General features: G+C 65.1%; 18 protein-coding genes. 7 read left to right on the forward strand and 11 right to left on the reverse strand.

All coding sequences use genetic code 11. The features are described 5' to 3' along the window. Positions 1-9 precede the first annotated feature (9 nt). The 7 genes from C4E04_RS04840 to C4E04_RS04870 form a co-directional block, all read right to left on the reverse strand. Positions 10-1,641, reverse strand: a complete 1,632-nt coding sequence (locus C4E04_RS04840) for a GMC family oxidoreductase (RefSeq protein WP_109595463.1) — start codon at positions 1,639-1,641, stop codon at positions 10-12. A 44-nt stretch (positions 1,642-1,685) separates the two neighbouring features. Continuing rightward, positions 1,686-2,627: a branched-chain amino acid ABC transporter permease gene (locus C4E04_RS04845; protein WP_371682051.1), complete on the reverse strand. Its 942-nt coding sequence runs from the start codon at positions 2,625-2,627 to the stop codon at positions 1,686-1,688. Positions 2,628-2,671: 44 nt separating this feature from the next. Then, positions 2,672-3,559 (reverse strand): branched-chain amino acid ABC transporter permease, encoded by an 888-nt coding sequence (locus C4E04_RS04850; protein ID WP_109595464.1) that lies wholly within the window; start codon positions 3,557-3,559, stop codon positions 2,672-2,674. Between the two features lie 7 nt (positions 3,560-3,566). Next, entirely contained in the window at positions 3,567-4,271 is a 705-nt protein-coding gene (locus C4E04_RS04855; protein WP_109595466.1) for an ABC transporter ATP-binding protein, read from the reverse strand. Then, entirely contained in the window at positions 4,264-5,022 is a 759-nt protein-coding gene (locus tag C4E04_RS04860; RefSeq protein WP_109600790.1) for an ABC transporter ATP-binding protein, read from the reverse strand. Before C4E04_RS04860 ends, C4E04_RS04855 begins: the two co-directional genes overlap by 8 nt. 124 nt (positions 5,023-5,146) lie before the next feature. Beyond that, the gene (locus tag C4E04_RS04865; protein ID WP_109595469.1) at positions 5,147-6,355 is read right to left on the reverse strand and encodes an ABC transporter substrate-binding protein; all 1,209 of its coding nucleotides are present in this window, start codon (positions 6,353-6,355) and stop codon (positions 5,147-5,149) included. Positions 6,356-6,539: 184 nt separating this feature from the next. Further along, a complete protein-coding gene (locus C4E04_RS04870) occupies positions 6,540-7,349 on the reverse strand; it encodes an HAD family hydrolase (protein WP_109595471.1) in 810 nt (269 codons plus the stop codon). Between the two features lie 203 nt (positions 7,350-7,552). Between C4E04_RS04870 and C4E04_RS04875 the strand changes: the two genes are divergently transcribed. Beyond that, the gene (locus tag C4E04_RS04875; protein WP_109595473.1) at positions 7,553-8,596 is read left to right on the forward strand and encodes an aldose epimerase family protein; all 1,044 of its coding nucleotides are present in this window, start codon (positions 7,553-7,555) and stop codon (positions 8,594-8,596) included. Between the two features lie 21 nt (positions 8,597-8,617). After that, positions 8,618-9,871, forward strand: a complete 1,254-nt coding sequence (locus C4E04_RS04880; RefSeq protein WP_109595475.1) for a glycerate kinase — start codon at positions 8,618-8,620, stop codon at positions 9,869-9,871. A gap of 18 nt (positions 9,872-9,889) precedes the next feature. Here C4E04_RS04880 and C4E04_RS04885 read toward each other — a convergent pair whose 3' ends face one another. Continuing rightward, complete coding sequence (locus tag C4E04_RS04885; protein WP_109595477.1) at positions 9,890-10,570, reverse strand: sensor histidine kinase KdpD; 681 nt, start codon at positions 10,568-10,570, stop codon at positions 9,890-9,892. A gap of 381 nt (positions 10,571-10,951) precedes the next feature. On the opposite strand from C4E04_RS04885, the gene C4E04_RS04890 reads away from it, so the two are divergent. Further along, on the forward strand, positions 10,952-11,128 hold the full coding sequence (locus C4E04_RS04890; protein WP_109595479.1) for a CsbD family protein: 177 nt from the start codon (positions 10,952-10,954) through the stop codon (positions 11,126-11,128). Between the two features lie 51 nt (positions 11,129-11,179). Here the strand turns inward: C4E04_RS04890 and C4E04_RS04895 are convergent, their stop codons facing one another. The 3 genes from C4E04_RS04895 to C4E04_RS04905 are packed head-to-tail and all read right to left on the reverse strand — an operon-like array spanning position 11,180 to position 13,157. Continuing rightward, positions 11,180-11,398, reverse strand: coding sequence for a sulfurtransferase TusA family protein (locus C4E04_RS04895; protein WP_109595481.1), 219 nt, complete (start codon positions 11,396-11,398; stop codon positions 11,180-11,182). Next, on the reverse strand, positions 11,391-12,029 hold the full coding sequence (mobA, locus tag C4E04_RS04900; RefSeq protein WP_109595483.1) for a molybdenum cofactor guanylyltransferase MobA: 639 nt from the start codon (positions 12,027-12,029) through the stop codon (positions 11,391-11,393). The genes C4E04_RS04895 and mobA overlap by 8 nt, the downstream gene beginning before the upstream one ends. Before the next feature lie 6 nt (positions 12,030-12,035). After that, positions 12,036-13,157: an Mrp/NBP35 family ATP-binding protein gene (locus tag C4E04_RS04905; RefSeq protein WP_109595485.1), complete on the reverse strand. Its 1,122-nt coding sequence runs from the start codon at positions 13,155-13,157 to the stop codon at positions 12,036-12,038. Between the two features lie 231 nt (positions 13,158-13,388). Here C4E04_RS04905 and C4E04_RS04910 point away from each other — a divergent pair, with 231 nt between their 5' ends. The 4 genes from C4E04_RS04910 (at position 13,389) to C4E04_RS04925 (ending at position 16,823) form a co-directional block, all read left to right on the forward strand. Next, the gene (locus tag C4E04_RS04910; protein ID WP_109595487.1) at positions 13,389-13,895 is read left to right on the forward strand and encodes a pyridoxamine 5'-phosphate oxidase family protein; all 507 of its coding nucleotides are present in this window, start codon (positions 13,389-13,391) and stop codon (positions 13,893-13,895) included. Between the two features lie 116 nt (positions 13,896-14,011). Beyond that, entirely contained in the window at positions 14,012-15,304 is a 1,293-nt protein-coding gene (gene pncB, locus C4E04_RS04915) for a nicotinate phosphoribosyltransferase (RefSeq protein WP_109595489.1), read from the forward strand. Further along, on the forward strand, positions 15,301-16,071 hold the full coding sequence (locus tag C4E04_RS04920) for a LamB/YcsF family protein (protein ID WP_109595491.1): 771 nt from the start codon (positions 15,301-15,303) through the stop codon (positions 16,069-16,071). The genes pncB and C4E04_RS04920 overlap by 4 nt, the downstream gene beginning before the upstream one ends. 8 nt (positions 16,072-16,079) lie before the next feature. Continuing rightward, positions 16,080-16,823 carry a class I SAM-dependent methyltransferase gene (locus C4E04_RS04925; protein ID WP_109595493.1) on the forward strand — a complete coding sequence of 248 codons (744 nt, stop codon included), beginning with the start codon at positions 16,080-16,082 and terminating at the stop codon, positions 16,821-16,823.

Consider the following 16,823-nt stretch of genomic DNA (forward strand, 5'->3'; position numbering starts at 1 on the left):
GGTTCTGTCTCACGCGGCCGCCGAGGTTCCCGCGGCCTCATCCTCCAGGATCATCATGGCACCCTTTTCGGCGATCATGATCGTGGGGGAGTTCGTGTTCCCGCTGGTGATCGTAGGCATGACGGAGGCGTCGACGACCCGCAGCCCCTCGATGCCGCGCACCCGGAGCCGCTCGTCCGTGACGGCCATCGGGTCGCTTTTGATGCCCATCTTGGCGGTGCCGACGGGGTGGAAAATGGTTGTCCCGATCTCGCGGGCGCCATGGAGCAGCTCAGCGTCCGTCGTCAGCTCCGATCCAGGCCTATATTCCTCGGGACGATATTTCCGGAGCGCCGGCATTGCAACGATCTGCCGGACGAGGCGCAGCGCATCGACCGCCACCTGCTGATCCTCGTCCGTAGCCAGGGAGTTGAGCCTGATCGAGGGCGGCGCCAGCGGGTCCGGCTCGCGCAGGCGGATGCTGCCACGGCTCGTCGGCCGCAGGTTGCAGACGCTTGCCGTGAAGGCCGGGAACGGATGCGGTTCCTCGCCGAACTTGTCGAGGGAGAGCGGCTGGATGTGGAACTGGAGGTTCGGCGTCGCATAACGGGGCGAGGAGCGCGTGAAGGCACCAAGCTGCGAGGGCGCCATGGTCAGGGGGCCGCGGCGGAAAAGGGCGTATTGAAGGGCCATATGCCCCTTCCTCATGAGGGAGCGGTAATCCTCGTTGAGGGTCCTGGTGCCGTGAACCCGATAGATCGGGCGCAGCTGGAGGTGGTCCTGAAGGTTCTCGCCGACCCCCGGCGCGTGGTGGATAACCTCAATGCCGTGCTGCCGCAGGAGGTCGCCGTTGCCGATGCCGGAGAGCTGGAGAAGCTGGGGCGTGACGACGGCACCGGTCGAGACGATCACCTCCCGCCTCGCACGGATCTGCCGTTTGATGCCGTTCTGAACGATCTCCACGCCGATTGCGCGCCGGCCTTCGAAGAGGATGCGCGTCGCCCGGGCCTGGGTCTTGACCATGAGGTTCGGGCGGGACAGGGCGGGCTTCAGGAAGCCCCGTGCCGCCGACCAGCGGCGCCCGTTCTTCTGGTTCACCTGGAAATAGCCGATGCCCTCGTTGCTGCCTGTGTTGAAGTCGCTCGTTCGCGGGATGCCGGCCTCGACCGCAGCCTCGATGAAGGAATCGAGAATGTCCCAGCGCACGCGGGGCGGCTCGATGCGCCACTCGCCTCCGGCCCCGTGATGTTCTCCCTCGCCGAGATAATGATCCTCATGGCGTCGGAAGATGGGCTTCACGTCGTCCCATCCCCAACCGCGAAGGCCCATCTGGCGCCAGTTGTCGTAATCCTCCCGCTGGCCGCGCATGTAGATCATGGCGTTGATCGCCGAGCAGCCGCCGAGAACCTTTCCACGCGGATAGTTCAGGACGCGGCCGTTCAGGCCAGGCTCCGGCTCGGTCTTGAACATCCAGTCGGAGCGGGGATTCCCGATGGCGAAGAGATAGCCCACCGGGACATGGAACCAGATCCAGTTGTCGCGGCCGCCGGCCTCAAGCAGGCACACGGAATGGCGCCGGTCCGCCGAAAGGCGGTTGGCGAGGACGCAGCCGGCCGATCCTCCGCCGACGATCACGTAGTCGAATGTGTCGCTGTCTGCCATCGGACTGCCTCGACGCATGTGTCCTGCCCGAGCTCGATGGCCGGTCAGGACGGGAGGGACCTGTTCTTCTTCTGCCTAAGGAACTCCAGCACCTCACCGGCGATCCCGCGACGGAAGACCAGGACGCAGACCACGAAGATGATGCCGATCAGGACCGTAACCGGGAAATCGGACGAGGCGAGGTAGTTCTGGAGCGCGATGACGAAGGCCGCGCCTACGACAGGGCCGATCAGGGTGCCGATGCCGCCGAGCAGGGTCATCAGGATCACCTCGCCCGACATCTGCCACTGGACGTCCGTCAGGGTGGCAAACTGGAACACGATGGCCTTGGTGCCCCCTGCAAGGCCTGCCAGGGCCGCCGACATGACGAAGGCGCCGAGCTTGTAGCGGTCGACCCGGTATCCCAAGGAGATCGCCCGGCGCTCGTTCTCGCGGATGGCCTTCAGGATATTGCCGAAGGGGGAGTTCACGATGCGCCAGACCGCGAAGTAGCCGAAGAGGAAGATGGCCAGCGTGACGTAGTACATGGCAAGGGGCTCGTTCAGGTCGACGAGCCCGAGGAGCCTTCCGCGCGGCACGCCCTGAATGCCGTCCTCACCATGGGTGAAAGGAACCTGGAGACAGATGAAGGCGAACATCTGCCCGAGCGCCAGGGTGATCATGGCGAAATAGATGCCTTGGCGCCGGATGGCCAGGAAGCCGACCACGAGGCCGAGAGCAGCGGCCCCTAATGCGCCAAGAAGGATGCCCGCCAGAGGATCCCAGCCCCAGACCTTGACGGCATGGGCGGTGAAATAGGCCGCTCCTCCGAAGAAGGTGGCGTGGCCGAAGGAAAGCAGGCCCACATAGCCGATGAGCAGGTTGAACGCACAGGCGAAGAGCGCGAAGCAGAGCACGCTCATGAGCAGCACGGGATAGACCGCGAAGGGGGCGGCGAGGAGCCCGACGAGCGCAAGCGCCGCCAGGGCTTTGATGGGGATCTGGATCCCTTCCTGCTTCTGCAGAGGCTGTGATTGGACTGTCACGCTCCTCAAGCCTCCCGTCCGAAGAGCCCCGCCGGCCGCACGAGCAGGACAAGGGCCATGACGACGAATATCACGATGCTGGATGCCTCAGGATAGAAGACCTTCGTCAGGCCCTCCAGGATGCCGAGTACGTAGCCCGTGACGATGGCGCCCAGGATCGAGCCCATGCCGCCCACCACCACGACGGCGAAGACGATGATGATGAGGTTGGTGCCCATCAAAGGGCTGACCTGGTAGATCGGCGCCGCCAGAACGCCGGCCAGGGCCGCCAGGGCTGCGCCGAGGCCGTAGGTCAGGGTCAGCAGGCGCGGCACGTTCACGCCGAAGGCCTGGACCAGGGTGGCGTTCTCGGTCGCCGCCCGCAGATAGGCCCCGAGCCGCGTCTTTTCGATCAGGAGCCACGTGCCCAGGCAGATCACCAGGGAGGCCACGACAACCCAGCCGCGATAGATCGGGAGAAACATGAAGCCGAGGTTGAACGCGCCGGTCAGTTGCGGCGGTGGCGCATAAGGCTTGCCAGACGTGCCGAACCAATAGCGGAACACGCCCTCGAAGATCAGCGCCAGGCCGAAGGTGAGAAGGAGCCCATAGAGCGGATCGAGCCCGTAGAGGCGGCTCAGCATGGTGCGTTCGATGACGATCGCGACTACGCCGACGATGAGGGGCGCGAGAACGAGGGAAGGCCAGTAGCCGATGCCCGCATAGTTGAGGAGGCCATAGGCCGCGAAGGCTCCCAGCATGTATTGCGCGCCATGCGCAAAGTTGATGACCCTGAGCAGGCCGAAGATGACCGCAAGTCCCAGGCTGAGCAGGGCATAGAATGAGCCGTTGATGAGGCCGATGAGGATCTGACCGTAGAGGGCAGGGGCTGGAATGCCGAAAATCGTGCTCATCTGATCCTCATACCCCGAGCACGCTGGTGAGCTCTTCCATATGGGCGTCGAGCTCCTGCGCGGGGAACGAATTCACCATGCGTCCGTCCTCCATGAGGTAAAAACGATCCGCCACCTTGCGGGCGAAACGGAAGTTCTGCTCCACGAGCAGAATGGTCAGCCCGCGCTTCTTGAGCGCCACGAGAACGTCGCCGATCCGCTGCACGATGACGGGCGCAAGCCCTTCGGTCGGCTCGTCGAGCAGGATCACGCGCGCGCCGGTCCGCAGAACGCGCGCGATGGCGAGCATCTGCTGCTCTCCGCCGGAGAGCTTGGTACCCTGGCTGTGGCGGCGCTCATGCAGGTTCGGGAAGAGGCGATAGATCTCCTCGATGCTCATCCCACCCTCAGCCACCTTCGGCGGCAGCGTAAGGTTCTCCTCCACGCTCAGGCTCGCGAAGATGCCCCGCTCCTCGGGAACATAGCCGAGCCCCGCTTGCGCGACCTTGTGGAGCGGCATGGCGAGCAGATCCTGCCCCCGCAGGCGGATGGTACCTTCGCGCCGGCGCAGGATGCCCATGATGGCACGCAGGGTCGTGGTCTTCCCGGCGCCGTTGCGGCCGAGCAGGGTCACGGTCTCGCCTTCGCGGATATGGAGATCGACGCCGTGCAGCACATGGCTCTCGCCATACCAGGCATTCAGGGCCTTGATGTCGAGGAGCGCGTCACTCATGCTCGGTCCCCATATAGGCCTCGCGCACCCGCGGGTCGGCGCTCACCTCGTCGTAGCTGCCGTCCGCCAGGATCTCGCCTCGTGCCAGGACCGTCACCCGGTCGCAGAGATCCTCGACCACGTGGAGGTTGTGCTCGACCATCAGGACCGTGCGATTCTCGGCGATTTGGCGGATGAGGTCGGAAATGCGGCCGATATCCTCGTGCCCCATGCCGGCCATCGGCTCGTCGAGGAGCAGCATGGCCGGGTCGAGCGCCAGCGTCGTGGCAATCTCGAGGGCTCGCTTGCGTCCGTAAGGGAGCTCCACGGCCGGGAGATGCGCATAGGCGGACAGGTTCACCGCCTCGATGAGCTCGAGCGCCCGCTCGTCAAGGCGGGACAGGATTTTGGAGGAGCGCCAGAACTGCGTCGCGAGGCCCGAGGGGCGCTGCAGGGCGACACGGACATTGTCGAGGACCGTCAGGTGCGGGAAGACGGCCGAGATCTGGAACGACCGGACCAGGCCGAGACGCGCCACCTCGGCCGGCTTCATAGCCGTGATGTCGCGGCCGCGAAACTCGATCCTGCCGCGGGTCGGCGTCAGGAACTTGGTGAGCATGTTGAAGACGGTAGTTTTTCCCGCGCCGTTCGGGCCGATCAGCGCATGGACGGTCCCCTCGCGGATGGAGAGCGTCACGTCCTTCACGGCGACGAAGCCGCGAAACTCCATGGTGATCCCGGTGGCGCTCAGAATGGGCGTGGCGCTGGCCATCATGCGGTCGATCGCTCCACGACAGTGAACTGATACAATCGGCGGCCTCCGCAAGGCACGGAGGTCCGCCTCGAAACAATGGAGGGAACGGTGGCACCGTCCCCTCGCACGACAGGGCAGGGGCTCACTGAGTCAGCGAGCAACCGCTCTCGGAGGCCTTGAGGAAAGCCTCGTCGCCCGGGACCTTGGCGAGCTGCTTGTACATGTCCCACTCGCTCTTGCTCTCGTCCGGGCTCTTCACCTGGAAGAGATACATGTCGTAGACCATGCGGCCGTTGGGCAGGACCTTGCCCTTTTTGGCGAAGACGTCCTCGACCGGCATCTCATGCAGGGCCTTGGCGACCGGCTCGGTGGCGTCCGTGCCGGTCTTCTGGATGGCCTTCAGATACTGCAGCACGGACGAGTAGGTCCCCATATGGATCATGTTCGGCATCCGGCCGGTGCGATCCATGAAGCGCTTGGCGAAGGCGCGGTTCTCGTCGCTCTGGTCCCAGTACCAGCCTTCCGTGAGCGTCAGGCCCTGGGCGGCCTTCAGGCCGAGTCCATGCACTTCGGCCAGGGTGAAGAGCAGCGCCGCGAGACGCTGGCCCCCTTGCGTGATGCCGAATTCGGAGGCCTGCTTGATGGCGTTGGAGGTGTCGAGCCCCGCATTCGCAAGGCCGATCACGTTGGCGCCGGAGCTCTGGGCTTGAAGCAGGAAGGACGAGAAATCGTTGGTGCTGAGCGGGTGGCGGACCGAGCCGACCACCTGACCGCCCTTGGCCTTCACGAATTTCGAAGTTTCCTCCTCAAGAGAATAGCCGAAGGCGTAATCCGCCGTGAGGAAGAACCATTTATTGCCGCCGTTCTGCACCAGCGCGCCGCCCGTGCCGACCGCGAGGGCGTGGGTGTCATAGGCCCAGTGGAAGCCGTAAGGAGAGCATTGCTTGCCGGTGAGGTCCGTCGTGGCGGCGCCCGTGACGATGTCGATCTTCTTCTTTTCCTTGGACAGGCCCTGGACCGCAAGGGCAACCGAGGAGGTCGTCAGCTCCATGATCGCATCGACCTTCTCGGTATCGTACCATTGGCGCGCGATGCTGGAGGCGACGTCCGGCTTGTTCTGGTGATCTGCACTGACGATCTCGATGGGTGCGCCGAGCACCTTGCCGCCGAAATCCTCCACGGCCATGCGGGCCGCCTCGACCGAGGACTTGCCGCCGAAATCGGCATAGACCCCCGACTGATCGTTCAGAATGCCGATCTTGACCACATTGTCCGACACCTGCTGCGCGTGGGCGGATGGCGCCAGCACGGTGCAGCTCAAAGCGAATAGGACCTTCTTGAGAACGCTCATCGGCTTCCTTCCCTCTCTGTGACGCTGCCCGGCTGGGCCGGGTCTGTTATGCCCTCATGGTGGAACCACCCGGAGCAGCGGTCAAGAAAGGTTAGGGGGACTTTTCGGCCCTGCAATGCGGTCGGGGTTCATCCTTAAGTCGCAGAGCTTAGGAGGCTTTATGCCTTTCGCGAGGAGCGAGGCTTCAGGAGCCGGAGGTCTCCTTCGCCCGGAGCAGCAGGGCTGCGAGCTCTGCGAAACCCTCGCCTGAATGGCCGGACGTCACATAGGCCGGCCTGCTCTTCAGGCGGTGCACGAAGGCGCCGATATTGGCGACCCCGACGCTCATGGGAAAGGCCGCGAACATGGGTTCGTCATTGGGGGAATCGCCCGCATAGACCACGCTTGCCCGCGCCGCATCCCAGTCGAGCCCATAGACGTCGGCCAGGAGGGTCTTCGCCATGCTCAGCTTGTCGTAGGCCCCGAACCAGCCGTTGACGTGGATCGAGCTGACCTTGGCCTGGGCGCCCGCCCGCTCGAAAATCGAGACGATCCGGTCCACCTCGCTTTCCGGCAGGGGCGGAACGTCCTCGCAGAAATCGACCGCGAGGTCCGCGACCCGGTAGGCCTGGTCACTGGCGAGGGCGGCTCCCGGCACGGTCGAGAGGACCTCCTTTTCGATCGCTTCGAGCCGGGTGCGGTTCTGGTGGCGCTCCTGTGCGCTCGCCCAGAAGTGCTGGTGCATCTTCTTCGCGGCCCGGTCATACCGGAAATAGAAGGCGCCGTTCTCGCCCACCACCGCGTCCACCGGCCACATGCGGGCGATGTGGTCGCACCAGCCCGCGGGGCGGCCCGTCACCGGGATGACCACGAAACCGGCCCGGTGCAGTGCCTCGAGGGCTCCATAGGCGGAGGCAGTCAACATGCCCTCGGACGTGATCGTGTCGTCGATATCCGACAGGACGATGCGGACCGAGCGGGCCTGGTCGAGGGAGAATTCCGACAAGGGCTTCATGCGCGACCTCCCGTAAGGATATGGCAGGCGAAAGACAGGCGGGACATCGGCATGGGACGGCTTTTCATGGGAGGGGATGTCGGTAAGGTTGGCCGGGACGCTAAAGGCCGCGGATTGGCGGATCAAGCGGATGGATGTGGTATGTCCCACAAATCCTGTCCAGCTTGCAACATTTCCAATCGGCCAAGCCCAAAGAGGCAGGCATGAGCATCGAACGAAGAGCCTTCGGGAGCATCGACGGACAGGCCGTCGAGTCCTATGCCCTCGAGGCCGGGCCCCTCAGGGCGCGGATCATCACCTATGGGGCGATCCTCAGCGAGCTGCACGTTCCTGACCGGTCCGGACGAAGCGCCGACATCGTCCTCGGCTATGACGACCTCGACTCCTACCTGCGCTTTCGCGGTTCGGCGGGGGCGATCTGCGGGCGCTATGCCAATCGCATTGCGGATGCCCGTCTGACCATTGACGGCGAGGACTTCGAGCTCTCGCCGAACGAGCCCCCGAACCATCTGCATGGCGGTTACAAGGGCTTCGGCAAGCGGATCTGGAACGCCGAGCCGGACAGCGCCGGCCGGGCCCTGCAGCTGACCCTCCACCGGCCCGATGGAGACGAGGGTTATCCCGGGGCCGTGACGGCCACCGTCACCTATCGCCTCCTCGACGATCCGGCCCTGGAGATCGTCATGGAGGCGACGACCGACCGGCCGACCGTGATGAACCTCGCCTATCACGGCTACTGGAACCTCGCGGGGCACGGATCGGGCCATGTGCGCGACCAGCTTCTTGCCATCGAGGCCGACCGCTACACGCCGGTCGGCCAGGGCAAGATCCCGACTGGTATCCTCGCGCCGGTGGCCGGTACGGCTTTCGACTTCAGCCAGGAGCGGCCCATCGGGGCCTTCATGGATGACCGCGCCCAATTGCTCGAGGGAGGCTACGACCACAATTTCTGCCTGAACGGCGCCGCCGGGACCCTGCGCCGAGCGGCACGGGCTGTCGATCCGGTATCCGGCCGCGCCCTCGAAATCTGGACCGACCAGCCGGGCGTGCAGCTCTATACGGCGAACCATTTCAAGGCGCTGCCGGCCGTCGGCAAGGGCGGCGTTCCTTATGGCAAGCATGCCGGTTTTGCTCTGGAAACCCAGAACTATCCCAATTCCCCGAACGTGCCGCATTTCCCGTCAGCCCTTCTCAGGCCTGGGGAAGTCTATCGCCACGTCATGCGCGTCCCGTTTCGTCTCACCTGACGCCCCGCCGCAAGGTCTTCCATGCACAACGATGCCGACATCCTTCATGCCCTGTTCGATGCGGCCCTACAGGCTGCGCTGCCTGACGGGAAGTTCGACGGACAACTGCCGGACCGGCCGAAGGGACGAACCATCGTCCTGGGGGCCGGAAAGGCCTCGGCCCGCATGGCGGCGGCCTTCGAGGAGGCCTGGACGCAAGTGGGCGGCACCTGCGAGGGGCTCGTGGTTACCCGCTACGGGCATGGCGTGCCGACGCGCTTCGTGGAGATCGTCGAGGCGGCACATCCGGTACCCGATGAGGCCGGGCTGGAGGCTGCCCGACGGATCCTGGCGCTCGCCCAGGAGGCAGGCCCTGAGGATCTCGTGGTCTGCCTGATCTCCGGCGGAGCATCGGCGCTCCTGTCCCTGCCGGCGGAAGGCCTTACTCTGGCGGACAAGCAGGAGATCAACCGCGCGCTCCTGCGCTCCGGCGCGCCGATCGGAGAGATGAACCGGGTACGCAAGGCCCTCTCGGCCATCAAGGGCGGGCGCCTCGCGGCGGCCGCAAGCCCGGCGCGGGTGGTCACATACCTGATCTCGGACGTGCCTGGCGACGATCCGGGCAGCATCGGCTCGGGCCCAACGATCCCCGAGCCCGTCGACGCGGAGGAGGTGCTCGCGATCCTGCGGCGCTACGCCATCGACGTTCCCAACCAGGTGATCGACGTGATCCGGCGCAACAGGCTGGAGGGCGGGATTTCGGGCGGAGAGGTCCATATGCTGGCGACCCCGAAAATGGCCCTCGATGCTGCGGCCCAGCGCGCCCGCGATTTCGGGCTCTCACCGCTGATCCTCGGCGATGCCATCGAGGGCGAGGCGAGGGAGGTCGGCCGCGTGATGGCTGGCATCGCGCGCTCGGCCCTGCGGCATGGCGATCCCGTGAGGCCGCCTTGCGTGATCCTCTCAGGCGGCGAGACCACGGTTACGGTCCGAGGGAAGGGGCGCGGCGGGCGCAATGCAGAGTTCCTGTTGTCCCTGGCCCTCTCTCTCGAGGGGGAGCCCGCCTTAGCGGGCCTCGCTTGCGACACGGATGGGATCGACGGCTCCGAGGACAATGCGGGCGCCTGGTTCGACGGGGGCCTTCTGGAGGCGGCGCGCGGACAGGGGATCGACCTGAATGCCGCTCTGGCGGACAACGATGCTTACACGGCGTTCTCGGCCTTGGGTCGCCTTGTCATCACGGGGCCGACCCTCACGAACGTCAACGATTTCCGCTGCATCCTGGTGCGCGGCTGATCGAGGCGTTGTCCTTCGTCAGATCCCGCTCCCCCTGTCGTCTCCTTCGGCTCGGGGCAAGACCAGCGTGATGGTCGTGCCGTGGCCTTCCGTGCTGTCGATCCGTGTCGTGCCCCCGTGCAGCTGAAGGATGTGCCAGACGAGGCTTAAGCCTAGGCCCGTCCCTGGCACGTGCTTGGCATTGCGCGCCCTGAAGAAGGGCTGCATGAGGAACGGCAGATCCCGCTCGGGTACGCCGATCCCCTCGTCCTCTATGCCGATGCGGATTTCATGCTCGTCCGCGTGGCCCGTAACGGTGATGGGCCTGTCGAGGGGCGAGTACTTCATGGCGTTCGACAGCACGATCACGAGGGCCTGCTCGATGAGCACCGGGTCCCCCAGGAACCTGTCCGGCAAATCCTCCGTCGAAAGCCGGAAGGTGCGGCTCTGTTGCTGCTGCCTCTGTTCCCGGCAGACGCGCTGTACCAGGCTCTTCAGGTTGAAGACGCTCGGGTTCAGCGTGATCGCGCCCGCATTCGCCCGTGTGTAGGACATGATCGTCTCGATCAGTTCCTGGAGGCGGCGGCTGGCGCGCCAGATCTTCTCGCCGCGGTCCCTGATCTCCTCGGCGCCGAGATTCTCCGAGCGACGCATCAAGCCCTGCGCCAGGGCCGAAATGGTGGAGAGCGGCGTCACCAGTTGGTGCGCCAGAAGGGCCATACGGTCCAGGTTCCGGACAGGATCCTGCGAGGGATCGGTGCCGTTCTGCCGAGAAGAGGCGGAGGAATGGTTGGAAGGTGTCCGATGATCCGACACAGAGGAACTCTTTGGGAATTTAAAGATATAACGTTATGATTTCGAGTTGGTTCAATCCGGCCGAGGTAATTGTTCTCGGCCCCGGCTAGCGAGGGCCAAATTGCTGCTAATCGCTAAGCTTGGCTGTGTCGCCCCTCATATAGGGAGGAGTGCCTTAAGAACGCTTCGGGAGGTCCCAGCCCACCTCCGGAGGGCCTTACCGCGGCGGTGCGTCATCCTGATGAAGAAACCCTTGGCCGTTTCGTGCGTTCGCCCCGGGAGCCTTTCAACAACAGGAGAATGAAGATGGACAAGGATCGCGTCGAAGGCAGCATGAAGAACATCAAAGGCAGCATCAAGGAAGGCGTCGGCAAGGCGGTTGGCGACACCAAGCTCGAATCCGAGGGCAAGATGGACAAGGCTGCCGGCAAGATTCAGAATTCCGTCGGCGGACTGAAGGACTCGCTCCGTAACAACGACTAAGCGGAAGTTTCGCCGAAAAAGGCCCGGCCCCTGCCGGGCCTTTTTTTGGCGTCAGATCTTGCGGATCGTGAAGACGATCCGGCGTTCATCTGTGTGCTGGCTCTCCAGCACGTCTCCGGTCTCGCGCACGAGGTTCGGCAGGTCGATGCCTGCCAGGGGGTCGGTGCACGTGACCTTCAGCCGTTCGCCGGCCGTAAGGCCGAGGAGCGCCTTGCGTGTTCGCAGGACGGGCAGGGGGCATTTCAGGCCGGACAGGTCGAGCTCAATCATGCGTCGGTTCCAACAGGAGGGCCTCGGCGGCCGCGAGATCCTCCGGGGTGTTGATGTTGAAGAAGGGGTCTGTCGGCGTCGCCGGCCACACGGCGCGGGCGTAGCCGTGTCGCTCCGCCCAGCCGCGAACGCTGCGGACGTTCTCTTCCGTTAGGGCATGATGCAAATCGTCCCTGAGGGCGACAGGCCATAATCCTACGGCCGGATGGAGCCTATCGCCGGACTCGGCGCAGGCCAGCGGCAGGCCTGCATCTTGGCGAGCTGCGTGAAGGCGCATCACGAGATCCTCCGGAAGGAAGGGCGTATCGCCCGGCACCGTCACCACCCACTCGGCCTCCGGCCGATGGGCCAGGGCCCAGTCGAGGGCTGAAAGCAGCCCTGCGAGCGGGCCGGCATGACCTGGTAGGATGTCGGGGACGAGGGGCAGGGAGATGCCCGTGAACCGCGACGGGTCTCCATTGGCGTTCAGGATCAGGCCACCGCATTGGGGCTCAAGGCGCCGGACGATGTGCCGGAGCAGGGTTTCGCCTCCCAGGCGCATCAGAACCTTGTCGCGCCCGCCCATTCGGGTCCCGAGGCCGCCCGCAAGGATCGCCCCGACGGTCCGGGGGCCGGGGATGGGCTCCGGCATCGCCCCTTACTCGATGACGATGCGCGGGGGAGGGCGTACGCCGCTCGCGCCCGTGAGGGCCTCGGCTACCTTCCGGGCCATATCCTTGTAGATCCGGGCATGGGGACCCTCCGGATCGACCGCAACCACGGGGCGGCCTGCGTCCGAAAGCTCGCGGATCGACATGTTGAGAGGCACCTCGCCGAGGAACGGCACGCCGAGACGCTCCGCCTCCATCCGGGCGCCGCCATGGCCGAAGATATGGGAGGACTGGCCGCAATGGGGGCACACGAAGGTCGCCATGTTCTCGACGATGCCGAGGATTGGGATCTCCACGCGCTTGAACATGGACACGCCCCGCCGGGCATCGATCAGGGCAAGGTCTTGCGGGGTTGAAACGATGACGGCTCCGGCCAGGGGCGTGGATTGCGCCATGGTCAACTGGGCGTCGCCCGTGCCGGGCGGCATGTCGACCACGAGCACGTCCAGGTCTCCCCAGGCGACCTCGCGCAGCATCTGCGTGATGGCCGACATGACCATGGGCCCACGCCAGATCATCGCGGCTTCTTCGTCCACCAGGAAGCCGATGGACATCACCTTGAGCCCGTAGGCCTCCATGGGCTCGAGAACCCGGTTCTCGAGCACCTTCGGCTTGCCGTGGATGCCGAGCAGCTTGGGCATCGAGGGACCGTAGATATCCGCATCGAGCAGCCCCACCCTGAGCCCTAAGGATTGCAGCGCCAGGGCCAGGTTGCAGGCAGTAGTCGATTTCCCGACGCCACCCTTGCCGGACGCGACGGCGATCACATGGGTGACGCCGGGGATCTTCTGGTTCCGCGCCTGTGCCGCATGGGGGCGGCGTGGCTCTGCGGATCTCGGCGGCGGCGTGGAGCCTGCAGGGCGCTCGGCCGTCAGGGTGGCGAAGACGCCCTTCACGCCCGGCAAGCCCTGAACGGCGTTCTGCGCCGCTTGGCGCACCTGCTCCATGGCGGGTGCCTCCGCGGGCTCCACGTAGATGGAGAACATCACGCGCGCGTTTTCGTCGATCAGGATCTCGGACAGGCGTCCCGAGGCCACGAGCCCGGTGCCGCCTGCGTCGACCGGCAATGTCGCAAGGGCCTTCAATACGTCTTCACGGGTGATCGCCACGCTCGTCTCCTTCCCGGACTCAAGGTCCGATGATCCCGCCCGTCATGTAACGGGTGAACGGCCGCCCGTTAAGGTGTCCTCCTGTCGCGAGACGCGAACAAAAGCCCACCTTGTCCGTTGACCACCGAGCCGCAGGGACGGGGCCTTCGCGTCCTCTCGGCGCGCGATGGAGCGTATCCGCGCTTACCGGCTTCCGTTCCGACCATATGGAATAGACCTGAGGAGACGATAATGCACCAGCATGGCCACGACGACCCCCATGCCCAGAAGCTTTACGAGATGATCAAGGACATGAGGATCGCCATGATGACGACCCTCGACACGGACGGCACACTCCACAGCCGTCCCATGTATAGCATAGAGGCGGATGAGCACGGCGATCTGTGGTTCTTCACTAAGGTGCAATCTCCGAAGATGACGGAGATTTCCCGGGATAACGAGGTCAATCTCGCATATTCGAATCCCGAGAAGCAGAATTACGTTTCGGTTTCCGGCAAGGCCGAGATCGTCCGGGACAAGGCGACCATCGACGACAAGTGGTCGGAGCCCCTCAGGGCTTGGTTCCCGGATGGGAAGGACGATCCCTCCATCGCGCTCGTGCGAGTCCATCCAGCGAGGGGCGAGTACTGGGACAGCCCGTCCTCGACCCTGGTCCATCTCTACGGCTACGCGAAGGCGGCCGTCACCGGGAAGCCGCCGACCGATATCGGCGAGCAGGAGAAGGTCAACCTGCGCTGATCCTGGCAAAGCTTGGCCTTGCCCTGCACGCATGACCGGATGCCGCCGCCCGCTCTTTCATCGCGGGCGGCGCTTCGCTATGGTCCTGCCTTCCTGATGGCCGCAAGGAGCAGGCGATGGTGGACATTGCGACCAGGGTCTATAACCACACCTGGAAAATCGACCCGATCGTTCGGTCCGTTCTCGACACGGATTTCTACAAGCTCCTGATGGCGCAGACGATCTTTCGTCGCCACCGGGACGTCCAGGTCACCTTCGGTATCCAGAACCGCACGACCCGCATCCGCCTCGCGGAGATCATCGACATGGGCGAATTGCGCGAGCAGCTCGACCATGTGCGCTCCCTGTCCTTGACCCGGGGCGAGTCCACATGGCTGCGGGGCAACACGTTCTACGGCAAGCGGCAGATGTTCTCGCCGGAATTCATGGACTGGCTGGAGACCTTCCGCTTTCCCGAATACCTCCTGGAGAAGGAGGACGGGCAATATGTGCTCACCTTCCACGGCCCCTGGATCGAGACCACCATGTGGGAGATCCCGGCGCTCGCCATCCTGAACGAGCTGCGCTCCCGCGGCGTGCTGAAGGGCATGGGCAAGTTCGAGCTCCAGGTCCTCTATGCACGGGCCATGACCCGGGTCTGGGAGAAGATCCAGCAGCTCAAATCCCTGCCTGACCTCTCCATCACGGATTTCGGCACGCGCCGCCGCCATGGCTTCCTCTGGCAGGATTGGTGCGTGCAGGCCATGATCGAGGGGTTGGGGCCGGCCTTCCTCGGCACGTCCAACTGCCTCATCGCCATGCGGCGCGAGGTGGAGGCGGTGGGCACCAACGCTCATGAGCTGCCGATGGTCTATACGGCGCTCGCCGACAACGACCAGGAGATGGCCATGGCGCCCTACCGGGTGCTGGCCGATTGGCAGAGCGATTACGAAGGCAATCTGCGCATCATCCTGCCGGACACGTACGGCACTTCCAATTTCCTGCGCAACGCTCCGGACTGGGTCGCAGCCTGGACGGGTATCCGCATCGATTCCAAGGACCCCATCGAGGGTGGCGAGGAGGCGATCGCCTGGTGGCTGGAGCGCGGCCAGAACCCCAAGGAGAAGCTCGCAATCTTCTCCGATGGGCTCGATGTCGACGTGATCCAGCGCATCCATCGGCACTTCTGGGGGCGCATGCGCATCGGCTATGGTTGGGGAACCCTCCTGACCAACGATTTCCGCGGCTTCGTCCCGAATGGCGGGCTCGACCCCATCTCCATCGTCTGCAAGGTCATCTCGGCCGACGGCAGGCCGACGGTGAAACTCTCCGACAATCCCACCAAGGCCATGGGCCCGAAGGCGGAGATCGAGCATTACAAGCGCGTCTTCCACGTCGGCGCGCAGAACGCGAAACCGGTCCTGGTATGAACAAGACGATCGATCTCAACTGCGACATGGGCGAGGGCTTCGGGCCCTGGCCTATGGGAGACGACGCGGCAATGCTCGACATCGTCTCGTCCGCCAACATCGCGTGCGGCTTCCATGCGGGCGATCCGAACATCATGTTCCGGACCGCCGAGACGGCGCGCCGAAACGGCGTCGCCATCGGGGCGCATCCGGGCTTCAACGACCTGCCGGGATTCGGCCGCCGGACGATCCGCGGAGACAGCCCTGCAGAGATCGAGCGCATGGTCGCCTACCAGATCGGTGCGCTTCAGGCGGTGGCGACACTCGCCGGCCATCGGGTGACCTACGTAAAGGCGCATGGGGCCCTCAACAACATGGCGAACGAGGACGAGGATCTCGCCATGGCCATCGCGCGGGCCGTGAAGGGCGTCGATCCGGGCCTCGTGAACGTGTGCATGCCCGGCCTTCTCATGGAGAAGGCGTCCGAGAGGCTTGGGGTGCCGGTCGCGCGGGAGTTCTTTGCGGACCGGACATACGAGGACAACGGCACCCTCACGAGCCGCAAGAAGCCGGGTTCGGTCCTTCACGATGCCGAGGCGGCCGCCGAGCGGGTGCTGCGCACGCTCCAGGATGGCGCCGTGACGAGCGTGTCGGGCCGTCGCATCCCGGTCGCCATCGATACGATCTGCGTCCATGGGGACGAGCCGAGCGCCGTGGCCATGGCCCGCACGATCCGCGCCAAGCTCGAGGCGAACGGCATCACGGTCGCGCCATTCACCCGGATCTGAGACGCGCCATGTCGTTCAAGGACCATTTCTCGTCGCGCTCGGCCGATTACGCGGCCCACCGACCGACCTATCCGGTTGCGCTCGTCGATTATCTCGCGGGGCTGTGCAAGACGCCCGCGACGGCTCTCGACGTGGGCTGCGGCACGGGCCAGCTGTCGGTCCTGCTCGCCGAGAGATTTGCGTCCGTTGTCGCGACCGATGCGAGCGCCAGGCAGATCGAGAATGCCGTGCCTCACGAGCGGGTCACATATCGCGTGGCTCCGGCCGAGAAGAGCGGGCTTCCGGAGCATTCCGTCGATCTCGTCACGGTCGCTCAGGCGGCGCATTGGTTCGATCTTCCGGCTTTCTATGCGGAGGTTCGTCGCGTCGCGAAGCCCGGCGGGATCCTGGCCCTCATCACCTATGGGGTGGTCCGGGCGGACCCGGAGATCGACCCGGTGGTGCGGCACTTCTACCGGGACGTGATTGGGCCCTACTGGCCGCCCGAGCGCCGGCATGTGGAAGAGGGATATCGCGGCTTCGATTTTCCGTTCACGGAGCTGACGGCGCCGGACATGGCCATCACGGCCGAATGGCGCGCCGCCGATCTCATTGGCTATGCGGATACCTGGTCGGCGGTGCGGGAGGCCGAGAAAGTCCTGGGCCGTGCCCCCATCGATGCCTTCGCGCAGGACCTGACCGCCGCCTGGGGCGACCCTGAACGGCGGCGCACGATACGCTTTCCCCTCTCGTTCCGGATCGGCCGGGTCTGA

The sequence above is a fragment of the Microvirga sp. 17 mud 1-3 genome (genome assembly GCF_003151255.1).
Taxonomy (GTDB): domain Bacteria; phylum Pseudomonadota; class Alphaproteobacteria; order Rhizobiales; family Beijerinckiaceae; genus Microvirga.